Raw genomic sequence first — 25409 nt, 5'->3', positions numbered from 1 at the left:
GCTGAGCAGTATACAGAAAAAAGTGACAGTTGCAGGATGGCAGCAGAGAGGAGGATATTATGAACAGAATCGACAGACTTTATATGGAAATGATCCATTATTATCAGGGGGATCCGAAGCATATCCAGCATTTTGTGAAGGTGCATGATCTTTCAAGGCTGATCGGCCAGAGTGAGGGTCTGGATGAAGATACGATGCATGTTCTGGAAGCTGCGGCTCTCGTTCATGATATCGGGATCAAAGTCGGTATGGAAAAATACGGACGCTCTGATGGAAAGACGCAGGAAGCAGAAGGTCCGGCAGCTGCCAGAGAGATGCTTACCGCACTGGGCTTTCAGGAGAGGGTGATCCGCAGAGTGGAATATCTGGTAGGACATCATCATACCTATAAGGATATTGACGGGCTGGATTATCAGATCCTTGTGGAAGCTGATTTTCTGGTTAATTATTTTGAAGATGGACTGGATAAAGAACATATAAAGAAAAGTGCAGAGAAGATCTTTAAAACAGAAACAGGTAAAAAAATAGTAAAAGACATGTTTTTCCCGGAGACTTTTCAGAAATCCGAAACCTGGGCACAGGATGCCCTTCAGGATCTGGAAGATTTTATTGAAGAGCAGGGGATTTATATCAGACAGTAAATGGAGCGTAAAATGAAAGCAGAAATAGCAGTTATGACAGCGGAGAATATAGACAGAAAGGCAATTGCCAGAGGTGGCGAGATCCTGAAAAACGGCGGGCTTGTGGCATTTCCCACAGAGACTGTATACGGCCTTGGAGGAAATGCCCTGGATCCGAAAGCATCGATGAAGATCTATGCAGCCAAGGGAAGACCTTCGGACAATCCGCTGATCGTACATATCGCAGATATCCGTGACTTGGATAAGATCGTTACGGAGGTTCCTGAAAAAGCCAGAATACTGGCTGAGAAATACTGGCCGGGTCCGCTGACAATGATCCTTCCCAAAGCAGATATCGTGCCAAAGGAAACAACCGGAGGACTGGACAGTGTGGCAGTACGTTTTCCAAGTGATCCTATCGCACAGGAGCTGATCCTTGCGGCTGGCGGATATGTGGCAGCGCCAAGTGCCAATACTTCCGGAAGACCAAGTCCTACGACAGCGGGACATGTGGCAGAGGATCTGGGAGAAGCCATTGATATGATCATTGATGGAGGACAGGTAAATATCGGTCTGGAATCTACGATCGTAGATTTTACAGAAAACATACCGGTAGTCCTGCGGCCGGGATATATTTCCCTGGAAATGCTCCGGGAAACACTTGGAGATGTAAGGATGGATAAGGGACTGATCAAACCGGACAGCAAGGTCCATCCAAAAGCACCGGGAATGAAATACCGTCATTATGCACCAAAGGCAGATCTTGCCATTGTGGAGGGGTCCACAGAGGGTGTGATCGCGGAGATCGAAAAAAGAGCCGGAGAGGCTGAGGAGAAGGGACTGACTGTGGGGATCATCGCAACAGATGAAACAAAAGGCCGATATTCACATGGAATCGTAAAGAGTATCGGAAGCCGGGAGCAGGAAGAAACCATCGCGCATCATCTGTACGAGGTCCTGCGTGATTTTGACAGCTGTAATGTAAGTGCCATTTATTCAGAGGCATTTTTTACACCAAGAATGGGACAGGCGATCATGAACCGCTTACTGAAAGCGGCTGGTCATAAAATTATCAACGTTGAGGAGGAGAAAGAAAATGATAGCACTGGGATGTGATCATGGCGGCTATGAGCTGATGCAGGAGGTAAAGAAGCATCTGAAAGAGAGAGGACTGGAGTACAAAGATTTTGGATGCAATGGTCCGGAATCTGTAGACTATCCTGTTTATGGAAAGAAAGTAGCACAGGCGATCGTGGACGGTGAGTGTGAGAAAGGAATCCTGATCTGCGGAACAGGTATCGGAATTTCCATCACTGCTAATAAATTCAAGGGAATCCGTGCTGCACTTTGTACAGATTGCTTTACTGCAGAGGCAACAAGACTTCATAACGATGCCAACATTCTGGCCATGGGCGGTCGTGTAGTAGGACCGGGGCTTGCTCTGAAGATCGTGGATACATTCCTGGATACACCATTTTCCGGGGATGAGCGTCATATCAGAAGAATCAACATGATCGAGGATTGATCGATCAGTAAGAAACCAATAGAAAAAGAGGATTCTGTATGGATAAAAAAGGACAGAAACGACAGGGATATCTTTCTTGGGATGAGTATTTTATGGGTGTTGCCATGCTTTCCGGCATGCGTTCCAAGGACCCGCATTCACAGGTTGGTGCCTGTATCGTAAGTGAAGATAACAAGATCCTGTCAATGGGGTACAATGGATTTCCAAAGGGATGCTCCGATGATGAGTTTCCCTGGGGAAGAGAAGGAGATCCGCTGGATACCAAATATCTTTATGTGACACACAGTGAGCTCAATGCCATCCTGAACTACCGGGGAGGAAGTCTGGAAGGTGCCAAGCTTTATGTGTCCCTGTTTCCCTGCAACGAATGTGCCAAGGCTATTATCCAGGCAGGGATCAGGACTATCGTATACGACTGTGATAAATATGCAGATACTCCGTCGGTGATCGCATCCAAAAAAATGCTGGATGCAGCCGGAGTCCGGTATTATAAATATAATCGGACAGACCGTGAGATCACCATTAAAGTGTAAAAGAGAACAAAAATAAGAGAAAAACAGCAGCCTGGCTCCTGATCCATCATATCATCAGGGCTTCCGCTGCTGTTTTTTATGAATGGTTAAGAATGTGCTTCGGAATGAGGATCTTCCGGTGCGGATAAGGCTGTGGGAGAGATCTTCTGTGGAAAACTTAAGCAGACTTTGAAAAGGTCACCGTCCAGATAAAGTTTAAAGGTGCCACCTTGAAGCTGGGTAAGGCTCTGTGCGATGGATAATCCAAGTCCGCTGCCTTCTGTATTTCTGGCAACATCGCCGCGGATGAAACGTTCGGTCAGTTCTTCAGCCGGAATGTTCAGAGGTTGTGCGGAAATATTTTTCAGGGTAAAGATGACTTGATCTTTTTCCAGAAGAACTTCTGCATAGACTCTTGTGTTCTCCATGGCATATTTCAGAATATTGCCGAAAAGATTTTCAAGGATACGCCACATCCGTCTGCCATCGGCATAGATCATGGCAGGAAAATCAGGCAGATGTGTCATCAGGGTCAGATGTCTGCTTTTCATCCGTTCTTCGAATTCACCCATCACCTGGTAAAGCATTTCCACAAAGTTCAGTTCCGTCATTTCCAGAGAAAGATTTCCGGTACTGGCTTTGGAAGCTTCCACTACATCTTCGGTCAGACTTTTCAGACGATGTGCCTTTGAGTCCAGGATCTCAAGATATTTCAGTGCTTCCGGATCTTTGAGGTTCAGCCTTTTCAGTAGATCAATGTAATTGATGATGGAAGTCAGTGGCGTTTTCAGATCATGGGAGACATTGGTGATCAATTCGGTTTTCATACGCTCATCTTTGAGGCTTTTTTCCACGGCAGCGTCCAGCCCGTCACCAATGCGGTTGATATACTGTGCCATTGCTTTCTGATCACCACGGAGTTCCTTTTCCGGGATCTTGTAAGTGAGCTCTCCATCGGTGATCCGTTTCAGGCCATCAAGGAGGAGTTCCCGTCCAAGAGCAATTTTGTAGACGCAGAAAAGCGCACCCAGATCCAGAAGGAATAGAAGCAAAAACATCAGGAACCATCCATCAGATGCCGCGAGCAGGGCACTGAAGAAAAATTCAAGGAACAGAAATACGCCAAGTCCCACTACCATGCGGATTCTGCTGATGGTATTCCTAGAGAAAAAATCGATCAGTTTACCGGCTTTGCAAAGACACAGACGGGGAAGCTTCAGACATTTGCGAAGCAGGCTGTTTTTCCACAGGGTGCGAGCTTTGATCCTGCGGATCAGGCTTAAATAGCCGATCCAGAACAGGCACGTGATCAGGAAAATCGTGATACCCAGGATGATCAGGGAGGAGACAAGGTTATAGGTGGAAGCTTGCATGCTCAGTCCTGCGGTCAATACACCAAGTGCCGGGATACATACGAGTCCGGCTGCTACTTCCGTATAGATCCTGTCAAAAAAGTTCAGTTCTGGCTGAGCCGTGTCTGTATTACCGCTATCGGAATTTCTTCTTCCGGTGTGGACAGTAAGCCAGATAAAATCTATGATAAAGAGCAGAAAACTGATCATGGTGATCACAGCAGCTGGGATAAATAAAGTACGGTAAGTCAGGAAATGCTGTCTGTCAGTTTTAATGGAATCCTGTACAGGAAGGCTGGTATCATCGATCCAGGCAAGAAAACTGCAGTTTTCATCGTATGTGGAATTTCGAAGGAGATCGATCCAGTTTCCTACAGAAGGGTTTGCAGCAGCAGAAAGATTCAGATTCATAAGACCATTCCGGGCATTTTTCTCATCTGTGGCAGCTTCGTTGACACTTAGGAACACGTAAGGCTTTTTGGCTGAAAAACCGGAAATATCAGTCAGGTCGGAAGTATAGGCTGCATCTGTATTTGTGAAGATTTTCTGTGAGGTGTTATCCGTATAGGCATAATGGATATTGGAATTATCACTGCTGTACTCATCCAGTGTCTGAGCAGCTTCTGTCCAGCTGGAAAAAAGATCCCGGGCATTATCCAGCTGCTCAAAGGCATCGTTCAGGTTCCCCTTGAAATTCCTGGTTTTGGATGAGGTGGAATTCATGTAATCCAGGAGGCTGTCGTAACCTTCCGGTGCACAGGGGATATCAAGGATCGGAGTGAGCATATCTGCCACATCTGTGTAAACCACGTTTCCGTTTTTGTCTGTGATGTTTTTCAAAGGTTCCTGTGACTGGATGCCGCCGTCTGCATATTCGGCGCTCAGAGCGGAAAGAATCCTCTCAGTCCAGTCTTTCTGGGAAATTCCCTCGTATTTCAGGGCACCGGAGTTGGCATTTAGCTGCAGGGTTCCGTCTTCCAGAGCTTTTTTGAAATCGGAATAGTACATATATTTTGTTTCACCCTCCGGGGTGGTAAGGCCCAGGACGATCCAGTCATCATTGGAATGGATACTCTGTGAGCTCCATTCCTTAAGATCATTGAAGGAATAGGCTAGTCCGGAGGTGTTTTTGAAGGAGAGAGAATCTCCGTTATAAAGCTCTCCGAGATCAATGTATGCATCTTCGTTTGTTTTATCTAGGATTTCTCTGGCTGAGATTCCGGACAGGATCGTGGAAGCTTTTGAGTAAAAGCTGTCAGCAAAAGCAGAGGTCTGGAAATAATCCTTTGTTTTAAGATCTTCTGCAGAGTCCATCCGGATACCTGCCTGGATCACCAGTGCCGCTGAAAAGACCATGATCAGAGGCAGGATAAGGGCAAGGACAAGAGCAGGAATGCGCATAAATGAACGTTTTTTTTCCGTATGTTTATTTTTATTCATAATACCCCTTTCTGAAGTACAGATACTTCATGGCCGGCTGGCTCACCGGCTCAGTTTTTCGATTTTATAACCCAGGCCCCAGACAACTTTCAGATAGCGGGGATCCCTGGGGTTGATCTCAATCTTTTCGCGAATGTGACGGACGTGGACGGCTACCGTGTTATCCGCGGCCAGAGCATCTTCATTCCAGATGCTCTCGTAGATCTGTGTGGTGGAAAAAACACGTCCGGGATTTTTCATGAGAAGAAGCAGGATATTATATTCGATGGGCGTCATCCGTACCGCTTCTCCATCTACCAGCACCTCTTTTTTGTCATCGTTTACCGTAAGACCTCCGGTTGTGTAGATGTGTTCCGATGCTGCCGGTGCAGCGGAGCCAAGCTGTGTGTACCGGCGCAGCTGGGATTTTACCCTGGCGATCAGCTCCAGAGGATTGAAAGGTTTGGTGATATAGTCATCTGCACCGATGTTAAGGCCAAGGATTTTGTCCGTGTCTTCAGATTTTGCGGACAGGATGATGATGGGCAGAGGATTGCTTTCCCGGATCTTGACTGTTGCCCGGATCCCGTCGAGACGGGGCATCATCACATCGATGATCAGCAGATCTACAGTTTCGCTGTTCAGGATATCCAGTGCTTCCTGTCCGTCATAGGCTTTCAGAATGTGATAGCCTTCCTGCGTAAGATAGATTTCGATAGCTTCCACGATGTCTTTGTCGTCATCGCAAACAAGTATGTTAGCCACTTTTTTGTACCTCCCTGATGTTATTAGAATAGCAGCCGGAAATTAAGACGAAAGGGGTAAATTCTTAAGATTCCATGAAATCCATTGTACTATATTAAGGATATAGTGTAAACAGAGAAAGCCTTGTTGGCAGCAGACGTGATGTGCTAAACTAGTACTAGATAACAGAAAATAACGATAGTGGAAGAAAGATCAGGAGAAAAGTGAAAGTGGAGAATGAAAATAAAATCAGCAGTATGGCAGGGAGCGCGCACTGTACGGAAGAAATTATGTCAGCTTGTGCTCTTTGTCCAAGAGAATGCCTGGCAGACCGGGGGGCAGGGAAAAAAGGCTTCTGTGGCATGGATGAGAGAATTTATCTGGCAAGGGCTGCACTTCATATGTGGGAGGAACCCTGTATCTCCGGAACAAAAGGCTCCGGGACAGTGTTCTTTTCCGGGTGTGGGCTGCGCTGCTGTTTCTGCCAGAATCATGATATTGCCATCGGGAGCAGGGGACGGGCTGTAAGTGTGGAACGGCTTGGAGAGATTTTTCTGGAACTGAAGGAAAAAGGAGCTGCAAACATCAATCTGGTAACAGGTGCACACTATGTACCACAGATCATAGAGGCACTGGATATGGCCCGGAGGAAGGGTCTGGATATTCCGGTGGTGTATAATTCCAGCGGGTATGAAAAAACAGAAACCTTGAAGCTTCTGGAAGGATATGTGGACATTTATCTTCCGGATCTGAAATATCTGGATCCGGAGCTTGCACAGAAATTTTCTAATGCGCCGGATTATGTGCAGGCTGCAAAGGCTGCAATTGGAGAGATGGTGCGTCAGACCGGGAAATGTGAGTTTGGAGAGGATGGATACATCCGGAAAGGAACCATTGTCCGTCATCTGATCCTGCCGGGACATACAGGAAATTCCATAAAGGCTTTGAGGTATCTTCATGAAACCTATGGGGAAGATATTTATATCAGTATTATGAATCAGTATACGCCGGTGAGAAAATTTGTGGAATTTAAGGAATTAAACCGGAAAGTTACAAAAAGAGAGTATGAAAAAGTTCTGGATGCTGCTGTGGATATGGGGATTCAGAATGGATTTATCCAGGAAGGAGAAACTGCTTCAGAAAGCTTTATTCCGGATTTCGATTATGAGGGAGTGGAAAAAAATACTCCATAAATGGAAGGAGGCCGGTACTTTCGTACCGGCGCGTATGAAAAAGAAAAATATTATAGAAAGTTCATCACCTTCTATGACTTATAATATACAGTAAAAATGTGAAGAAAGTGTGTCTAACATTTGAAATAAATGTGAAAAGAACAATTTATGCCACAAACATAGCAAAATATGACGAATATTTATCAGAATTTCTTCCAGGTTTCACGAAGGAAAAGGATCAGGATCGGAAATAGCTCCAGTCGGCCGGCCAGCATATCGAAAGAAAGGACCAGCTTGGACAGCGGAGAAAAGATCCCGAAGTTTCCGGTAGGACCGATCAGGGAAAGACCGGGACCCACATTGTTTAAAGTGGTGACTACGGCTGTGAAATTTGTTACAAGATCAAATTCATCAAAACTGATGATAAAGATAGATGTAGCCACGATCATCAGATAAACGATCATATAAATATTGGTGGCACGCATAACTTCGTGAGACACCGCTTTTCCGTCCATTTTGATCTTTTTTACTGCATTGGGATGCAGATAAAGATGCAGTTCCTTGCGGACGGATTTTGCAAGAAGCAGAAGACGGGAAATCTTGATTCCGCCGCCTGTACTGCCGGCACAGGCACCACAGAAGGTAAGCAGTACCAGGATCGTTCTGGATACCGCAGGCCACTGGTTAAAATCCGTAGTGGCATAACCGGTGGTGGTGATAATAGAACCAACCTGGAAAAATGCTTGTTGAAGTGCTTCCCACACATTGTCAAACAGATGTCGGACATTGAATGTGATCATCAGGGCAGAAGCGATGATCACAAAGAAGTAGCAGCGGACCTCTTCAGATTTCAATGCTTGAGAAAACTTCCTGGTGAGAAGAAGAAAATAGACATTGAAGTTTACGCCAAACAGGATCATAAAGATGGTGATGACGATCTGAATATATAAGCTGTAGCTTCCCATACTGTCGGATTTGATTCCGAACCCACCGGTTCCGGCAGTTCCAAATGCTGCACAGAGACTGTCGTAAAGAGGCATCCCCCCAAGAAGCAGGAGGATGATCAGTGCAACAGTGAGTGCAATGTAGATCTTGTACAGGATCTTGGCAGTTGACTGGACTTTTGGAAGAAGCTTTCCTACGGAAGGACCGGGGCTTTCTGCCTTCATAAGGTTCATATGATAGCCACCTGCAAGCGGAAGCAGTGTCAGGATAAATACCAGAACACCCATACCACCGATCCAGTGGGAAAAACATCTCCAGATATTGATGCTGTAAGGCATCTGTGATGGATCGGAGAGAATACTGGAACCGGTTGTAGTGAAACCGGAAACAATCTCAAAAAAAGCATCAATGGGATTCGGGATAGCCCCGCTGAGCACAAACGGCACAGCACCGACAATACTGAGGACGATCCAGCTTAAAGCAGTAGTCACAAGGCCTTCACGGGCGTAAAACGCTTTCTTGGACGGTTTGCGGCTGACCAGTGGAACACCGATGGCCAGACATGCCAGAATCGTGATCAGGAAGGCAATACCGGATTTTTCGCGGTAGATAAGGGCAGTGATGCCGGGAACCAGCATACAGACAGCCTCCACATTCATGATCCATCCCAGGATATAAATAATAATCGAATAATTCATTTGGCAGTACCTCTATTTTTCAAGTATATCTGTGATGTCGCGAAGCCCCTTGTGAGTGGTTACGATGATCACGGTATCTCCCACCTGGATCATATCCTGACCACGGGGAATGCGGATGCGGCCGTTGCGGTTCAGGCATCCCACCAGAAGATTCTTGCGGAGATTCAGCTCTGCAAGAGGGATATAAGTTACGGCAGATTCCTCACGGATCGCAAATTCCAGTGCTTCTGCATTGCCATCCAGAATATGATAAAGGGTTTCTACGTTGCTGCCGATGCTGTTCTGAGTGGCACGGACATACTGCAGGATATAATCAGCAGTGATATTTTTCGGGTAGATGACACTTCCGATATCCAGGGAGTCGATGACATCATCAAATTCCAGACGGTTGACCTTGGCAACCAGCTTGGCATCGGAGATGCTTTTGGCAAAGAGAGCAAGAAATACATTCTCCTCATCCAGATTTGTCAGAGTGACAAAGGATTCGGACTCGGAAAGTCCTTCTTCTAGCAGAAGAGAACGGTTCGTTCCGTCACCATTGATGATAGTCGCATCTGGAAGCAGTTCGCTTAAGTGCTCACAGCGGTTTTTGTTCTGCTCGATGATCTTGACACTGATCTTCATATCCAGAAGTGCATGGGCAAGATAATAGGAAATGGTTCCGCCACCTACGATGATACAGTTTTTGACCTGATTGGTCTTGAGACCGATCTTACGGAAAAATGCCGCTGCATTAAGCGGAGAGGCCAGAATGGAAACCATATCTCCGTCGTGTATAATGTGATCACCACCAGGAATGGATACATTGTCACGGCTCTCGATCGCGCAGACCAGAATATCACTTCGGAAAGCATCTGAGATCTGGGAAACGCTCATTCCGTCCAGCTTGAATTCCGGGAGAACTTTAAACTTGAGAAGTTCTACACGACCACGTGCAAAGGTGTCAATCTTGATCGCAGATGGAAAACGGAGAAGCCGTGAAATTTCCTGGGCAGCGGCAAACTCCGGGTTAATGATCATGGTAACACCAAGACGTTCTTTGATGAATCCGATTTCTTTTTCATAAATGGGGTTACGGACGCGGGCGATAGTCTGGCAGTGGTTGGCCTTCTGCGCGATCAGACAGCAGAGAAGGTTCAGCTCGTCAGAAGCGGTAACTGCGATCAGGATATCTGCAGTATCAACACCTGCCTCCATTAAAGTATTGATGCTGGCACCATTACCGACGATTCCCATAGCGTCGATATTTTCGCAGAGATCATTGATCTTGTCGGCAATAACGTCGACAAGAGTGATATCAATATCCTCTGCCTGAAGCTGCTCTGCAAGATTTCTACCGACTTTTCCGCAGCCTACAATAATTACCTGCATAATTTCCTCCTTCAATAGCCGGTCAGGGCTACAAATCATAAGTAAAAGCGCCCATCCGTGTAAAGATAGGCAAGGATATTATAGCACTGTATATCTGATTTTTAAACAGTAATATTTTCCTGTATATATAGAAAAAAATGGCAGAAAGATAGATATATGTGAAGGAAAGTGAACATTCCTGTTTTCACAAGTTTAAAAAACCGTCATAAAATATAGCGTGATCATGAATGAAAGGATTTCGATTATGGACCGATTTCAGATGAATCGTTCGGGCTGCCGGCCATATCAGTATACCTGTGGGATGAATAGCGGGATGGCAGGCCGGACGGATCGATCATTTTCTGATATGGCAAAACAGGTTCCTGCAATGGCGTATGTGCCATACCAGGAATTTGCGCCTACCTTTGAGTTGAAAAAAGCTCTTCAGGTCGGAACTATCTTTCCTGAGCTTTGCAAGCCGTTCTGCGGCAGGAGAGGAGGAAGTCGATGATGTCCGGAAATTGTACTTCCAAAAAAGAACTGCTGCAGTTTATTGACCAGGTAAGCTTTGCCATTGACGATCTTCTCCTTTTTCTGGATACGCATCCAAAAGAAAAAAGAGCTCTTGAATATTACAGTGAGCTTTCAGCCAGAAGAAATGAGCTCCTGGAAAAATATGCAAAATTTTATGGACCGCTGACCATTGATACCGGAAACGACAGCAATCTTAAGTCATGGCAGTGGATGGAACAGCCGTTTCCATGGGAACAGGAAGGAGGGTGCAGATAAGGTATGTGGAATTATGAAAAAAGACTCCAGTATCCTGTAAATATCAAGACGTCTAACGCAAAGCTGGCACAGTTTATATCCAGCCAGTATGGCGGGCCGGACGGAGAAATAGGAGCTTCCATGCGGTATCTTTCCCAGCGTTTTACCGCACCGAACCGGATGGTCGCGGCAGTGCTCAATGATGTGGGAACAGAAGAACTGGCACATTTGGAAATCGTGTCCACCATTGTCCATCAGCTGACAAAGGATCTTTCTATGGAAGAAATCGAGAACAGCGGACTTGGGCCGTATTATATTGACCACACGGTGGGAATCTGGCCGCAGGCTGCAGGTGGAGTGCCCTTTAATGCCTGCGAATTCCAGAGTAAGGGTGATCCGATCACGGATCTGTTTGAAGATCTGGCAGCAGAGGGTGCGATTGTATAAAGACAACATTGAGGTTTTAAAAGAAAGTTCCCGATAATCTGGCATACTAGCTGCCAGATATGAGAACCCTAGAAATTCCAATGTATTTCAATAGGTACTTCCTTAGTTACAGGGTCTTTTTTGCCAACCAATACATAATCAATCAGCTTTTCAACCGTTTCCCTGTCTAAGTGTTCAAGATTTGTATATTGCTCGATTAACTGTCGTCTGTTGTCGCCAATCAGCATTTTTCTTTCAATAACATCAAGCTGTTTCTGCGTATCAATCACCAGTTTTTCGAGCCTTTCTTTTTGTGTTGAGAAGTCTTTGGATAAATCCAAGTAATCAAGTTCGGAAAGAATACCCTTTACCTTATCTAAATATAATTCTCGGATTCCTTTTGTATATTCCGCAATCTTTTTTTGATAAGCAGCAATCTCCGTTTCCAGAGCTTCTTTTTGACCTCGCAAGTCATTGTTGAATTGCACATTTTGTTCAAGCTCATCTTTGTCAAGATATTCTGCGGATAACTTATTAAGTTCATCAATCACAGCTTTTTCTAATTTGTCTACTGAAATGAAAGAACCTATACAAGCGTCCTTTGCTACATGGCGGTTAGAACATTGTAAATAATGCTTACCATGATTCTTTGACGAACGCATTGTATAACCACAATTCATACAGCGAGCTTTTCTGGCAAATAAACCGATTGTGCCAACTGTGAAAGGTTTTGCCTTTTGAGCTACCAATGCTTGAACCCTATCCCATAACTCACGGTCAATAATCGGCTCATGTGTACCCTCAACTCTGTACCACTCGTCTTTGGGTCTGGGTTTGTTTTGCTTTGTCTTATAAGAAACGCTGCCATATTTCCCTTGAACCATATTCCCGATATAGATTTCATTCACCAACATATCTGATATGGCAAAATATTTCCATAGGGTACTGTTTTTCGTTTTAGGCTGCTTGTAACGCAAACCATGAAGTCGTTTGTATTCCGTAGGGTTTGGTATTCCTCTGTCATTCAGCATACGGGCAATGGCGGTCTTTCCATATCCCTGTGAAAACAGTGTAAAAACTTCTCTGACAACTTCCGCAGCTTCTTCATCAATAATCAAATGCCCTTTTACGTCAGGGTCTTTTTTGTAACCATACAGAGCAAAAGCACCGATATGGTGTCCGTTCTTTCTTCTGTCAGTGAGAACGCTTTTAATGTTCTCTGACATATCCTCCAAGTACCACTCATTCACCAGACCGTTAATCTGTCTTGATTTCTTATTTCCTTTATTAGCGGTATCTGCATTATCAACAATGCTGATGAAGCGAATACCCCAAATAGGAAAAAGACCGTGGATATATTTTTCCACTAATTCTAGTTCTCTGGTAAATCTGGATTGTGTCTTACAAAGGACAATATCAAATTTACGATTCTTTGCGTCCTCCAACAACCTGTTAAACTCTGGTCGTCGTCTGTCAGAACCAGTGTAATCATCATCACTGTATATGTTGTAGACTTCCCAACCATGCTCTAATGAGTATTGAAGTAACATTGACTTTTGATTCTGAATACTGTTACTGTCGTCTGTTTCTGATTGTTTGTTTCTATCTTCCTCTGATAAGCGGCAATAAATAGCAACTCTTGATTTTGATTCTATCATGCTTCGTTCTCCTTTTTGAGAAGACGAAACAAACTATCTCTACATAATGTTATTATAACATCTTGTAGGATAGTTTGTCTATCATCTGGCAGGAGTTGCCCTTCCTTTATTTTTTTCATATTGATTTATCAACTCTATCCATTTTAGAGTAAATGCTTTTGTAAACGCCGCTTTATCACAATTTTTAAAAACATTCTTGCAAACTACCTTTGCGTCATTTGCCATTGAACCACCTCACTACAATATATTTACAAAGTATGCAAAAATGCTTGTACATTATGAAAGAATTTGTCTATAAAGTAAGAAGTAATCAGATGGCTTTGGAAAGCTCCACTGGAATTTCACCATTCCCATTCTGATGGGTGAACCGCACCATGCGAGTGTATCATTATTCTGATATACGGGTCATGGCAGCAACTTTTCCAACAGTCGCTTACGGATCACTGGCGTGGTCGCTCGCTTCTTTATCCCTCCTTTTCATGGGTCATGGCGTTCCAGTCCGTCGGCTCACCGCATATCAAACGTATCTGATTACTTTATTCAATTTTCAAAGAACACTTGTAAAACGGAGCTGGAATGAGGTGGTATCACACTCCGTATATATTCGCTTATTTCACTCTGACTTCAAAACCTAGAATTGCTTTAATAAGGGCAGCTCTAATTCTGCCTTTCAGTTCCATATCGACCACAATATACATATTTCCGTGTTCATCATAGAACGGGCGTAAACTTGCTTTTGATATGTAAGCGTCATAGTGATTTAAAATTTTCTCTATTGCCACTTCGTCGCCATCAGCAGCTAAACTGATTGTGGAGAATAGAGGACACTTTTTTGTAGACTTCATCATGTTATAATTCCTCCTCGTACATATCTCTAATGAGCTTTAGTGAACACATTCTGTTTCTATAAACAGAGTTTCTGGAAATATCCAAAATCTCTGCGATTTCTGCGTCTGGTAATTCCAGAAAGTAGAACATCAACACAACATTGCGTCGTCTTTCACTTAATTTTTTGATTGCTTCACATAATTTCTCATCATAGACACGAACTTCTGTACCGAACACATCAAAGGAAGTAAATTCAAGCGAGTATTCGTCCGATACACCCAACTGGTTTAATTCCAGCTCTGGTATTTCACAGAAAGATATTTCATGCTTTGCACGTCTGGCAAGTTCTTTGTTGTAGTTCTTTACAGTTCTGCCAATCACCTTACGAGCCAGACAGTCAAATTGAAGTCTTATAGCGTTCTCAAATGAAGAAGGTTTCATAATCTCACCTCCTTTCAAGTCGAAGTTGCTAAAGCGAAAAGGCTTTTTACCTCTTTCCGCACTAACACTCAACACGGAGGGGTGATTTGTAACCCGAATCAGAAAAAAATCAAAAAATTTTTTAAAGTAGCAAAAAAGCACAAGAGCAATACTGACGTGCTGTTCTTGTGCCTTATAAATTGTTCCTGCTATGTGATGTGAAAAACCATATACAAGAGCGATATAATCCGCAAAAGTTAAACGGATTTTTTTAACAAGCTACCAATGGTCGAATGTTGTTGAATGTATAGGCATTCCATGCGGCTACCTCCTGAAGCCGCTAAAACAAAACCAACCAGTAGTTTGTCCACCGTTGGACAAAAATAAAACGGCGGCTGTATGAACCGTCGTTCTATCTAAAAGGACGTATAAAAGCATTACTGCTGACAACGGTTTTTTTTTACCGCCAAGCAGCATATATTGTTATTTACCTGTTCATAGGAACTGATAAACCTTGCAATACGTTTTACTGTACCTGTTACAAATTCTTTAGGAACAGTAAAATGTAGTGAGGTGATTAATTATGCGTAAAACAGAAGATAAATACGATTTCAGAGCCTTTGGTCTTGCCATCAAAGCGGCAAGGATGAAACAAGGTCTGACCCGTGAACAGGTGGGAGCAAAAATTGAAATTGACCCACGCTATCTGACGAATATTGAGAATAAAGGGCAGCACCCAAGTTTACAGGTGTTTTATGACCTTGTAACTCTACTTAATGTGTCTGTTGATGAAATTTTCCTGCCGACCAGTGACAAAGTAAAAAGCACTCGCCGCAGACAGTTGGAACAACAGCTTGATACTTTCGACGACAAAGATATGGTTGTCATGGAGAGCGTCGCTGCTGGTATCATCAAATCAAAGGAAGTGGGGGAAGATTAGTTCCTCCATTTTTATTTGCCTGCCAATCATACGGGATATGGTGATAGGTAATAAAAATGAGCCGATAATCTATGAGATATGAAATCCTCTGAATTATCGGCTCTGCATCTAAGTGTCTGGCTCTTTGATTACTGTTATTTTTAATTTGCTGGCATTAATTAGGTTTTCCTGTTTGCATTTTGGACAATACAGTGGAAAATTTATCAACTTAGTATCCGTTCTGATTTTTGTTCTTGTTTTATTCTTGCATATAGGACAGTATATCCATTTTGCTATTCCCATTTGTTTCCTTTCTGATATACTATTTTAATGTAAATTCACATGCCAAATAATAAGTGTCATAATCCCAATCTTTAGGGGATTCGAAATAAGAAATACTTACTATTATTCTATAGTGCCCTGATGGGAGTTCGCCATAAACCGAGGAAATATCAAATGGTAAACTTAATCTTTCGGTGGGATTTATAACTGCATCATCTTCGTTATCTTTTGATGGGTCATAAAGTTGAGTTAATTGATACCATGTTTCTGATTGCTCCGCTTCAATTTCAAAATAGGCTTTAGAATAATGATACTCTTTGTTGGAGTTATTTTCTAAAAAAAATTTTGCGTTTTCTAAGTCAGAATACTCTTTTTCACTTGATGTAAGCTCAACATCTGATAAAGTATTAATTTTTTCCTCAGTTCCATAGGACGAAACCTCATAATTCTCTTTGAAATCCTGTGATGATATTATTTCTTCATCTGATGTTGAATTGCACCCGGACAAAATGCTTGTGACAGTTATTAAAATAATACAGATAATTTTTTTCATAATCGAAACCTCCTTTATAAGTGCTTAATGCAATTATATGGGGAAAATGTCTATTTTTCATCAACATATGCAATTTTTATACAAGCTGTAACACAGGCTCCCCCCTTATGATTATTTGAAATTTTTATTGTACCTCCATGCCTTTCACATAATATTTTACAAATGTTTAATCCCAGACCTAGATGTTCAGACGTAGTATCTTGCGATGTTTTATAAAATGGTAATGTTACACGTTCTATATCCGTACTTTTGAAACCACAGCCATCGTCAGAGACCGTAATCAATAAAAATTCCTCCTGTTTATTTATATCAATAGCTATCATCGACTTAGCATATCTAATGCTATTAGACAACAGGTTTTCATAAATTTGTATGATAATTTCAAGATTGATAAATAGAGTTTGCTGTTTATTACAATTTGTTTTAATCGTATATTCTATATCAGAACAGAGCATTTCCGTTGTATTTGATAAGGTTTTTAATAAGAAGTCAAAGTTTATGTTTTCTTTTTCGATTTCTATATCTTCTAAACGGTATAAGTTTGTCATAGCACTAACGTATTTTTCAAGCCGTTCCACATTGTTGCGTACTGTTGATAATTCGTCGAGTACCTCCTGTTGAGAAACTAATCCTTTGGGAATAAATGATAACAACATTGTGGTATGTCCTTTTAGTATTGTTAAAGGCGTGCGTAAATCATGTGAAAAAGCAGCATTTAATCTCCTTTGTTCAGTAAATTGCCGTATCATTTTTTGGTTGTTTTGATATAAACAATTTTTCATCTTCTCAAATGCAAGACACAGCCTCCCCATCTCGTCTTTATAAGGGTAAGGCAACGTAAAATCCAGTTCGTTGTTTTCGACTTTTCTGTATGCATTCGTCAGTAACTTTATGGGTCTTACTAATTTTCGGTTTACAAAGATAGTCACACAAAGAATCATGCTAATTGAAAGAACAATAGGAATGGTGACAATATTAACCACACCTAGAGCAGAATCCACAATTCTATCATGTTTAGTAAACTTTGGTGAAACTTCAATGTAAGAAACATGATTAGGATAAATATATTCTTGTACTGGACGTTCCTTTTGATAGTCTACAACAAAATTACATACTTCCTTTTCACTTGCATTATATATTGTGTATTCTGTTTGGTCTTTGTTATATTTCGCTGTAAATGAACCATTTTCAGGTATATCATACCTTGTTGTCATGTCCTCATATTTATAGTTAAGGTTTATTCTGTAATCATCTACAAGAGTAATAGATATAACACCTATTACAATACCAATCACTAAGGAAATAAGAGCATAAAAAACAAACGAATTTTTAATACTCATGTTGTCAATATAATGCCTTGAATTTTTTCGCCTTACTTTTTCCATTTATATCCGCACCCCCAGACAGTTTCTATATAAGGATTGTCGCCTATAGAAAGGAATTTTGTTCTTATCCGGCGTATATGTTCTGTAATAACAGAATTGTCGCCAGAACCATCTAAGCCCCATACTTTTTCATAAATTGTCTCACGATCAAAAATAATCCCCTTGTTTTGTGAAAGAAATTCAATAATATCAAACTCTTTCTTCGTAAAATTTATTTCAGCATTTCTATAAAAAACAACTCGTGATGAATAATCAATTACTATATTATTATCGAACTGAACTATTGCGGACGAACCATGTCTTTTTTCTCTCCGCAAATGTGCAGCAACTCTGGCTTCTAATTCATCAACGGAGAAAGGCTTTACAACATAGTCGTCACCACCGACAGCAAATCCTTTGATTTTATCACAGTCCTCAATCCGAGCTGTTAAAAAAATAATAGGACAGGACACAAAATTCCTGATTTTTTCACAAATTGTAAAACCATTCATATCTGGCATATTTATATCTAATAAAATAATATCTGGATGTTTTGTGATTGCATTCAGTGCTTCTTTTCCGTTAATTGCTGTGTATACTACATAACCAATTTTGCAAAAATATTGATTTAGCATTGATACAATATCTCTTTCGTCGTCTACAATCAAAATGCTCTGTGCCATATCTCGTTCCTCCTTAGAAATATATCTTATCATTGAAAAAGCAATTTTTTATCAACTATGTCCACATACTACTGTTAAAAATTGATAGATTTTAGCTGTTTTAATTATTATAATCTCTTAAACGAAATGTAACAACTATATTAATCAGCTTGCAAATCATACCGAAATGAGGCTTGCGGAGCATACTATACGGTTTATGACGCAAGCCTTGATTATTTATTCTACAATCTTCCAGTTATCGTCCTTATGTAACACAAGCTCATACTGTGAGATTTGCGTCATTTTCGACTTGTTATCCAGATACTTCACAGACACACTGACCTTGAGGTTATCGCCATCTTTGGTAAAGACAGGATTTACCAGTTCTGAAAATACATAATCGCCGGATACAGGAGCAAGCACGCCGTCTTTGACATAATAGGCAAGTTCTTTTTCCGTAGCTGTTGGATAGAGCTTAAAGAATGTTTCCAAGAAAGCGGTAGCGTCCTTGACTGTGTCGGAGCTGACACTGACATCGGCTTCCTGTACTTTCGGCTCATACTTTGATTTCTGCATTGCCGGAGCAAGGGTAGGATTCTGGGTAATGACCATTGCACCGTCCTTATCCACATGAACGGTCACAGTATAGTTTTTTGTGACTGCCTGTGTCTGTTCGCCCTCTTTTACCTGCTGATCTACTTCGTAGGCAACGGTAAAATCGTCCGTTCCAGACTGCTTTACATTCCAGACCAGCACATTTGTAACGGTCGCACTGGTTGGGATATCCGTTCTGATGGTATCGGCGTTCAAGTCCTGCAATTCTTTGGTAAGGTATTTACTGATTTCCGCTGTCCTTGCTTCAATGGCTTCCTTGCTGGTATCCCATGAATAATAGGCTTTCGCAAAGTTCTTGACAAAATTCTCAATACCGTTGGTATCGTTCAATCTTAGCTGAATGATTTCTTTTTCATGTACCGTGTGGGTGTCAATGGCGGTAAAGTTCTTATACACACCAAAGCTGGTGCTTGCCAGAAGCACCGCCCACAACAGCAGGACAGATTTCTTATGTGTCCCGACTTTCATGGTACGCACTTTCTTATTCTTAGGTGCTTTCTCTGTTTTTTCTTTTTTCTTAAACATATTTCAAGTCCTTTCTATTGTTTGATTCTTCCGGCACAAATGATGTGCTGTTGCCAGTAGGCAGAGGTCAAATCGGTATAGCCGATTGGATTTCCGGCATGATACATCTGATTGTTTCCCACATAGATTCCTACATGGGTAACATAGTCACTGGTATTATAAGTGGAATGGAAAAAGACCAAATCGCCAGCCTGTGCCTGTGACAATGGGATATGCTGGGTTGCGTCATACTGTGCCTGTGCAGTTCGTGGCAGGCTGATTCCGGCTTTTCCGTAGCACCACTGGGTAAGACCAGAACAGTCAAAAGAGGTGTTCGGATTACTGCCACCATAGACATATTTCCAACCTTGATATTTCAATGCTTCATTCATAACCGCCTGTACCGTTTCGTTGCTGAACTGCTTCACGGTCAGATATTGGTTGACCAGCTCCACATAAAACATATTTCCGTAGTTATAACGCCAGCCCCCATTTTTACTGACAGCTATCGGATTGGTATAGGTCACTTTTGTACCGCCAGATTTGTTTCTTGCGAAATTCTCTGCAAGATTGAAACTGTGCTTTTTCCCATTCTTCGCCACATAGTCAGCATAGCCACCGCCATAGTTATAAGACTGAATGACCACGTTAATGTCTGTCATACCTTTCCCTTTACAGGAAGAAAGCAGGGACGCAAAATATTTACACCCCTGCTTGATAGATTCCTCTGTACTTAATGAGTTCGGCGGTAACCCCAGACTTTCACTGGACTGCATGACATCGGTAGCCGTACCGCCACTTTCCACCTGTATGATGGCAAGCAGGACGTTTACATACTCCGAAATACCGTTTTCTCTGGCGTATTTTTCTACCATCGGCTGATGTTTGAGGACATCGGCTGACAGGTTCATGCCAGAATAAACAGGCGAATAGCTGTTTGAATTGTCGTCATCTTCGCCGGAAATCAATATCCCGAAAAAGAGAACGATGGAGAAAAGGACAGGAAATATCGTACCTATGATAAGGATACGCTTTAATCTCATTTTTTCCGTCCTTTCTCTGAATGTTTCGTAACAGTTTTACGGGCAGATTTCCCATTGACCTGTGTTTTCTGTACCGTAGATTTCTTATGATTACTGATAGTTTCCGCTACGTTTGGCTGGTTCGTTCTGGCAACCGATTTGACCTGCTGTTCCTGTCTGATGTTGGTTCGGACAGTTTCTTTTCCAGCCTTGATTTCTGCATTTTTTATCACAGGGGAAGTAGCAGGACGCTTCATATCCGGCTTTATGACCGTATCGGTCTGTGCTGTTTTTGGAACAGGTGTGGCAACAGGGCGTTTATGGCTTCTGGTAGCTCCGGCTGTCGCTGATCCATTCGCATGAATTGTCTGCCTTGCTTCCTGTGCTTTCTGTAATTCCTGCTTTTTCTGTGAGATATTTTCCCTGTGCAGGTTACGTTTCTGTGTACGCTGTTCCTGTCGGTTTTCCCGTTCTTCCACAACGCCACGCTTAAAGTCAGATACGTTATCCTTTGCTTTTTGTTTGGCAGAGTGGACAGCATAACCAGCCTGTGTCGGCAAGTCTTTCACATTTTCTTTCAGAGAAGAAGCACTGTCACGGACTTTATTTTTCGTATCCATCACAGCACCGACAGCAGAACCGACACGGCTTCCCATGCTGGCAGAAGTATTTTCCCGTTTCTTTGGCGGTTGGTTCGTTGCTGGCTTTCCGGCTCTGGCAACACTTGCACCAGCCACCGCACCTGCAACACTTCCAGCACCGACAGCCCTTGCAATCCTGTGTTCCATACGTCTTGCCCGATGTCGCATGAACACCATCGGTCTACGGAAAATCCGGCGACCTATCTGCTGACTGTCATTAGCATTCAGGCTGAACATACTCATTAGTTCTCCGAGCTTCATGTAGATTCCGGCAAAACAGATTATCTGCAAAAATGCCACCATGAAGAACGGATAGTCTGTGGAAATGTTGTAAAACATACTGGAAATTGAAAATGCCACGGTCACAATCAGTGTGATTCCGGCTCTTGTCATAATGGCATTGAACACACGGACAACTGCCTGTTTCGCCATGTTCTCATAGGTCGGTATCATGGACAGTAAAAAACTGACAGGTAAAAATATGGCATATATGATAAAGAGTATCTGGGAAAACAACATCATGCCAGTAAGCAGGAAGATAAAGATTGTGATACCGAGATTGAAAATGAGCAGGAAGAACACCATGCCAAGACGGTTTACGACCTGTGGAATGGTAAGATTGTCATTGTCGTTATCCTCAATCTCTGTTTTGACAACCTTTTCCCTTGTTTCCCCATCTTCGTCTGACGGACTGGCAGATACCAGAGCTTCCACACGGTCAGTCCCGATTTCTTCGGTATCGCTGTTCCCGAACTGCAACAACAGCCACGGTTTTTCTACCTGTATCGCAAAAAGGCTGTCACGGATAAGGTCTACGCTGTCCTTGCCTTTGCTTTGTGAATCGGGGAGCATGATTTTTGTCCCCAAGTCCAGAGAAGCGGTGCTGATGTCCGAACTGAAATCATTGATTTTCTGGATATAATTGGGAGCATAAGCAATAAAGGACGCAGACACAATGAACACCACCACAAAGTTGATAACAGCGTGAAGTGCCTTGCTGGTTTCCCTTTTGAGAAGCCCTGTATAGGCGGTATAAACACCTACAATCAGAATGATAATGAGCAGGAATCCCACATAGAATCCACTGCTGGAAAATCCATGTTCGGTCACTCCGGCAAGTGTCTGGATACTTTTCCCGATACTGTCTGCCATGTCATTGATGAAGTCCAGCTTATACGCCTGTTGCACCACATATCCTGTGGCATTGCTAAGATACAGGCTGATTGTCCAGACAAAATTTGTGATACAGTAAAGCCCGTACTGCACTGATTTTCCAATGCCGTCCAGCCAGTTCCACGGAAGCCATGACCAGCTATTGTCCACATAGAAATCAAGCTGATAGTTGGAAAGCGGATACTTTGAATACAGGTTGTCTGCATTGACCGTATCATCGACCAGTCCAGACGCATGAGCTACCGTCCCAAGCAGGGACAACAGTACCAGTGTAACGGTCACGGCAAGCAGAACCAGTTTCAGTACATGGAATACCTTTTCTTTTGTGACAGATTTCATCATTCCAAATCCACCTCACTTTTTATCGGCGGTCTGGTATCAAAGGCATGGAGCAGTTCTACAAAGACAGGGTGTATCTGTACCACACCGACACGTCCGTATAAATCCTGCATTAAGCATTGTCCGTTCTCCAAATCCCTCAACCGTTTCTGGTTGTTTTCGTCCTCACTGTCCAGCCCGAAAAACTCTAAGGTCTGTTTGATTTCATTAGTATCTGTGGAGCGGAACGCAAACTTTAAGCCGATGTTATTTTTCAGACTTTCTTTCGATACGTCCCCAGAGGATTGTGTCACGAAATAGACTCCGGCGTTCATGGCTCTACCAGCACGCACCAGTTTATTTGAGAGTGTTTCGCCCTGTGCCACATTTAAGAACGCCCATGCTTCGTCCAAGTCTACAATTTTAAAAATACTTCGGTCACTGTGAATAAAGTCAAGGGCAAAGGTACTGATAACAATTAAGATGGATACCGACAACAGCTCAATGGTCGTGTATTCCTCAAAGGTGGTATCCTTATCCGGCAGAACCAAATCTGCAACCTGTATGATGTTGAGCTGGTTATCCAGACTGATTGCATTTTCCACCGAACCATCCGAGAACAGGAGCTGTGCAAAATCATAGTCAGTAAAACTTTCGATATGGTCTGCAATGTTACGGGATACGGCGGTATCCTCTTTCCGCAGTTCCTCAATGACCTGCAACAGCCCGTGGTTCTGATTCTGGGATACCGTGCGGACAGCTTTTCTAAGGACAGGAAACTTTTCTCCATCACGACTGCTGATACCTGTAAGGAACGTCAGAATATCAATGGCAAGACTTTCAGCGTCCTTGACATCTTTCATAATCACATACGGGTCTAACAGCCCTTGATTGCTGGAATCACTGGTAATGTTTACAATGTTGATTTCCTCTGCAATCTCCGGCAGTGTTTCTTTCCAGTTCCCACGCTCACTTTTCGGGTCTAGGATAACTGCCTGTCCACCGAACAGGACGGAATAATATACTAGCAGGTTATTACAGAATGATTTTCCACCGCCAAGCGAACCTACAAAAGCAGAAGCCAACGCATTTGTGACCGTACCTTTTACCCCTTGACTGGCAAGGGACGGTTGCAGATAGACATTTCTTCCCGTATCCACGGAATATCCGATATAGATTCCTGTATTTTCGCCCAACATCTGGGTAGCACCGAAGCCAAGTCCGGCTAAAAAATCGGATTTCACATACTGGATATAATCATTGATATAACGCTTGCTGGCTGGAAGAAATTCTCCATGCAGTCCCATCATATCTCCGGCAGGGCGAACCAGCTTCACATTCAAATCATCGTAAAAGTCCTTGACTTCATCACAACGGCGTTTCAGTTCGTCAAGATCGGGTGCAGATACCCGTATGACGTAACTTAACTTGTACATACTTTCCTTGCTCTGGTCTAAATCTGTTTCCAGTTCATCGACACTGTCCAAGGCTTCCACCACATTTGAACTTGTTTCGTTTCCGGCTTGATAGGCGTGATTATCCAAGTCCTTTAATTCCTTTTTCTTGTTACGGACAGTGGTTAAGGCTTTCTTATTCCCGACAATCTCAACATTCATAGACGTATCCACAGGGAATGTGAACTGCTGTTGCTGGAAATAAAAGATTTCCGATGATGGGAAGTCCAGCTCCCCGACAATGGCATTGACCGTAAAGTAGGATACATAGCTTTCGCTGTCCTCATGTTCCAGACGCAAATATCGCTGGCTTTCTTCCACCACACAACGGGTAGGACGGATAAGGTCATAATACTTAATCAGTGTTTCTCTTTTTAATTTTCTTTTTGGCAGAGGATACACATAATCTTCATAAGCTATCCCGTCCCTGCCGTAGAGGTGTTCCATCAGATACGCAAAGTCTTTGGCTTCCAGTCGGCGGATTTTGAACCTACGGGAGATTTTGTTTTCCAGTAATTTCTCCATCTTCACATAACGGTTGATTTCATCATTGCTCATAGAAACAAAGTCGTTCATCAGCGTATGCCTTACCTCATTCAAAAACTCACGGAATGTCAGAAATACCGATTTTTTGAAGTTCTTCAGATTGACTTCGTCCTCTGTGACCATGAGCTTGAATCCCAGAAAGAAACGGTAATCTACTTGATTGTCGCCTATCATGGATACAAGGGCTTCGGTCTGGTCGTCTATCTTTTGGATTGCTACCTCACAGAGCTTTCCAGTGACCAGCTTCTTTGACTGTTCCTGTATGCTTCGGATTGAACTTTCAGTTGCAATCTGCAACGCATGAATCTTTCCCTCACGGGACTGTGCGATAAGCTGACGGAAGCTGTCATGCACAAGGTATTTCTGTTCTGGGGATAAGAATGAATAATTGTACGATATCAGCTCATAGTAGGCGAACACCTCATTGTCCTTATTCCAGACAAGGTTATTGTCGATATATTTAATCGGGAACATAGGTCACACTCCTTACTGCCGTGATAGTTTCCTCAAATTTCTGCTTATGCAGGTTCACGGCTTTTCCGGCATAAGTCACTTTGGGACGCAGAGCATACAGCACCATCGTCTTGATGTAACTGTATGGCTTTTTCCCGTCAAAGGTTTTCTGTGACATAAACCATGTAAGGGCAACGGGAATCCCGAAATATTTCAAAAACGCACCCTCAATCATGGAAAGTGGCGGTACATCTGCAAACAGAATGATGATAAATTCCGTCAGCACGAACCATGTAATCTGGGTAAAGGTCACGGGGAATGGCAGGTTTACATCATTGATGGCATACAGTACCTTTTCCACGTTCCAGATACTTGTATAACTTCGGATTTTCTTCACTTGTAAATACTCCTTTCTTCATTTTCATAACAACAGGGACAGCCAGATTTCCCAGACTGTCCCAAGAAA

General features: G+C 42.9%; 25 protein-coding genes and 1 pseudogene. 9 read left to right on the top strand and 17 right to left on the bottom strand.

What is annotated here, in order from left to right; genetic code table 11:
* Positions 1-59: 59 nt before the first annotated feature.
* Genes EAI83_RS04125 through EAI83_RS04110 form a run of 4 tightly spaced genes read left to right on the top strand, consistent with a single transcriptional unit; the run spans position 60 to position 2678 of the window.
* Positions 60-641 carry an HD domain-containing protein gene (locus tag EAI83_RS04125; protein WP_015527168.1) on the top strand — a complete coding sequence of 194 codons (582 nt, stop codon included), beginning with the start codon at positions 60-62 and terminating at the stop codon, positions 639-641.
* Between the two features lie 12 nt (positions 642-653).
* A complete protein-coding gene (locus EAI83_RS04120) occupies positions 654-1736 on the top strand; it encodes an L-threonylcarbamoyladenylate synthase (RefSeq protein ID WP_129974654.1) in 1083 nt (360 codons plus the stop codon).
* Entirely contained in the window at positions 1717-2145 is a 429-nt protein-coding gene (gene rpiB / locus EAI83_RS04115) for a ribose 5-phosphate isomerase B (protein WP_129974653.1), read from the top strand. The genes EAI83_RS04120 and rpiB overlap by 20 nt, the downstream gene beginning before the upstream one ends.
* 38 nt (positions 2146-2183) lie before the next feature.
* Positions 2184-2678: a deoxycytidylate deaminase gene (locus EAI83_RS04110; protein WP_015527165.1), complete on the top strand. Its 495-nt coding sequence runs from the start codon at positions 2184-2186 to the stop codon at positions 2676-2678.
* Positions 2679-2764: 86 nt separating this feature from the next.
* Here EAI83_RS04110 and EAI83_RS04105 read toward each other — a convergent pair whose 3' ends face one another.
* Positions 2765-5449 (bottom strand): sensor histidine kinase, encoded by a 2685-nt coding sequence (locus tag EAI83_RS04105; RefSeq protein WP_129974652.1) that lies wholly within the window; start codon positions 5447-5449, stop codon positions 2765-2767.
* A gap of 42 nt (positions 5450-5491) precedes the next feature.
* Complete coding sequence (locus EAI83_RS04100; RefSeq protein ID WP_118369013.1) at positions 5492-6193, bottom strand: response regulator transcription factor; 702 nt, start codon at positions 6191-6193, stop codon at positions 5492-5494.
* A 236-nt stretch (positions 6194-6429) separates the two neighbouring features.
* Between EAI83_RS04100 and EAI83_RS04095 the strand changes: the two genes are divergently transcribed.
* Positions 6430-7365 (top strand): radical SAM protein, encoded by a 936-nt coding sequence (locus EAI83_RS04095; protein WP_243113442.1) that lies wholly within the window; start codon positions 6430-6432, stop codon positions 7363-7365.
* A gap of 182 nt (positions 7366-7547) precedes the next feature.
* Here EAI83_RS04095 and EAI83_RS04090 read toward each other — a convergent pair whose 3' ends face one another.
* On the bottom strand, positions 7548-8987 hold the full coding sequence (locus EAI83_RS04090; protein WP_021651380.1) for a TrkH family potassium uptake protein: 1440 nt from the start codon (positions 8985-8987) through the stop codon (positions 7548-7550).
* 12 nt (positions 8988-8999) lie between these two features.
* Positions 9000-10358 (bottom strand): Trk system potassium transporter TrkA, encoded by a 1359-nt coding sequence (gene trkA / locus EAI83_RS04085; RefSeq protein WP_022426054.1) that lies wholly within the window; start codon positions 10356-10358, stop codon positions 9000-9002.
* 244 nt (positions 10359-10602) lie between these two features.
* Between trkA and EAI83_RS04080 the strand changes: the two genes are divergently transcribed.
* The 3 genes and pseudogenes from EAI83_RS04080 to EAI83_RS04070 all read left to right on the top strand — a co-directional run.
* Complete coding sequence (locus tag EAI83_RS04080; RefSeq protein ID WP_015527159.1) at positions 10603-10848, top strand: spore coat associated protein CotJA; 246 nt, start codon at positions 10603-10605, stop codon at positions 10846-10848.
* Complete coding sequence (locus EAI83_RS04075) at positions 10848-11126, top strand: spore coat protein CotJB (protein ID WP_110103245.1); 279 nt, start codon at positions 10848-10850, stop codon at positions 11124-11126. The genes EAI83_RS04080 and EAI83_RS04075 overlap by 1 nt, the downstream gene beginning before the upstream one ends.
* 3 nt (positions 11127-11129) lie before the next feature.
* A pseudogene (locus EAI83_RS04070) lies at positions 11130-11537 on the top strand (manganese catalase family protein); the annotation flags it as partial.
* An 83-nt stretch (positions 11538-11620) separates the two neighbouring features.
* Here EAI83_RS04070 and EAI83_RS04065 read toward each other — a convergent pair.
* The 4 genes from EAI83_RS04065 to EAI83_RS04055 all read right to left on the bottom strand — a co-directional run bounded on the left by EAI83_RS04065 (position 11621) and on the right by EAI83_RS04055 (position 14458).
* Positions 11621-13189, bottom strand: coding sequence for a recombinase family protein (locus tag EAI83_RS04065; RefSeq protein ID WP_117605852.1), 1569 nt, complete (start codon positions 13187-13189; stop codon positions 11621-11623).
* 81 nt (positions 13190-13270) lie between these two features.
* The gene (locus EAI83_RS17175; RefSeq protein ID WP_006857573.1) at positions 13271-13414 is read right to left on the bottom strand and encodes a hypothetical protein; all 144 of its coding nucleotides are present in this window, start codon (positions 13412-13414) and stop codon (positions 13271-13273) included.
* A 383-nt stretch (positions 13415-13797) separates the two neighbouring features.
* Positions 13798-14037 (bottom strand): helix-turn-helix domain-containing protein, encoded by a 240-nt coding sequence (locus EAI83_RS04060; protein ID WP_006857574.1) that lies wholly within the window; start codon positions 14035-14037, stop codon positions 13798-13800.
* Position 14038: 1 nt separating this feature from the next.
* Positions 14039-14458 (bottom strand): RNA polymerase sigma factor, encoded by a 420-nt coding sequence (locus tag EAI83_RS04055; RefSeq protein WP_008704153.1) that lies wholly within the window; start codon positions 14456-14458, stop codon positions 14039-14041.
* A 562-nt stretch (positions 14459-15020) separates the two neighbouring features.
* Between EAI83_RS04055 and EAI83_RS04050 the strand changes: the two genes are divergently transcribed.
* Entirely contained in the window at positions 15021-15377 is a 357-nt protein-coding gene (locus EAI83_RS04050; RefSeq protein WP_006857575.1) for a helix-turn-helix domain-containing protein, read from the top strand.
* A gap of 108 nt (positions 15378-15485) precedes the next feature.
* On the opposite strand, the gene EAI83_RS04045 is transcribed toward EAI83_RS04050, so the two are convergent.
* From EAI83_RS04045 to EAI83_RS04005, 9 genes are all read right to left on the bottom strand, one after another.
* Positions 15486-15659, bottom strand: a complete 174-nt coding sequence (locus EAI83_RS04045) for a cysteine-rich KTR domain-containing protein (protein ID WP_129974650.1) — start codon at positions 15657-15659, stop codon at positions 15486-15488.
* A gap of 19 nt (positions 15660-15678) precedes the next feature.
* Complete coding sequence (locus EAI83_RS04040) at positions 15679-16191, bottom strand: membrane lipoprotein lipid attachment site-containing protein (protein ID WP_006857576.1); 513 nt, start codon at positions 16189-16191, stop codon at positions 15679-15681.
* 50 nt (positions 16192-16241) lie between these two features.
* Positions 16242-17576, bottom strand: a complete 1335-nt coding sequence (locus EAI83_RS04035) for a HAMP domain-containing sensor histidine kinase (RefSeq protein WP_129974649.1) — start codon at positions 17574-17576, stop codon at positions 16242-16244.
* Positions 17564-18238: a response regulator transcription factor gene (locus EAI83_RS04030; RefSeq protein ID WP_020994080.1), complete on the bottom strand. Its 675-nt coding sequence runs from the start codon at positions 18236-18238 to the stop codon at positions 17564-17566. Before EAI83_RS04030 ends, EAI83_RS04035 begins: the two co-directional genes overlap by 13 nt.
* A gap of 216 nt (positions 18239-18454) precedes the next feature.
* Complete coding sequence (locus tag EAI83_RS04025; RefSeq protein ID WP_129974648.1) at positions 18455-19357, bottom strand: conjugal transfer protein; 903 nt, start codon at positions 19355-19357, stop codon at positions 18455-18457.
* A gap of 14 nt (positions 19358-19371) precedes the next feature.
* Entirely contained in the window at positions 19372-20379 is a 1008-nt protein-coding gene (locus tag EAI83_RS04020; RefSeq protein WP_055158653.1) for a bifunctional lytic transglycosylase/C40 family peptidase, read from the bottom strand.
* Positions 20376-22514, bottom strand: a complete 2139-nt coding sequence (locus EAI83_RS04015) for a CD3337/EF1877 family mobilome membrane protein (protein WP_129974647.1) — start codon at positions 22512-22514, stop codon at positions 20376-20378. Before EAI83_RS04015 ends, EAI83_RS04020 begins: the two co-directional genes overlap by 4 nt.
* The gene (locus EAI83_RS04010) at positions 22511-24964 is read right to left on the bottom strand and encodes an ATP-binding protein (protein ID WP_129974646.1); all 2454 of its coding nucleotides are present in this window, start codon (positions 24962-24964) and stop codon (positions 22511-22513) included. The genes EAI83_RS04015 and EAI83_RS04010 overlap by 4 nt, the downstream gene beginning before the upstream one ends.
* The gene (locus EAI83_RS04005; protein WP_005611098.1) at positions 24951-25340 is read right to left on the bottom strand and encodes a conjugal transfer protein; all 390 of its coding nucleotides are present in this window, start codon (positions 25338-25340) and stop codon (positions 24951-24953) included. The genes EAI83_RS04010 and EAI83_RS04005 overlap by 14 nt, the downstream gene beginning before the upstream one ends.
* Positions 25341-25409 lie beyond the last annotated feature (69 nt).

The sequence above is a fragment of the Blautia sp. aa_0143 genome, from assembly GCF_004167315.1.
Taxonomy (GTDB): Bacteria; Bacillota; Clostridia; order Lachnospirales; family Lachnospiraceae; genus Blautia_A; species Blautia_A fusiformis.
The sequence above is the reverse complement of the archived record's forward strand: the minus strand, read 5'-3'. Positions and strand labels throughout refer to the sequence as shown.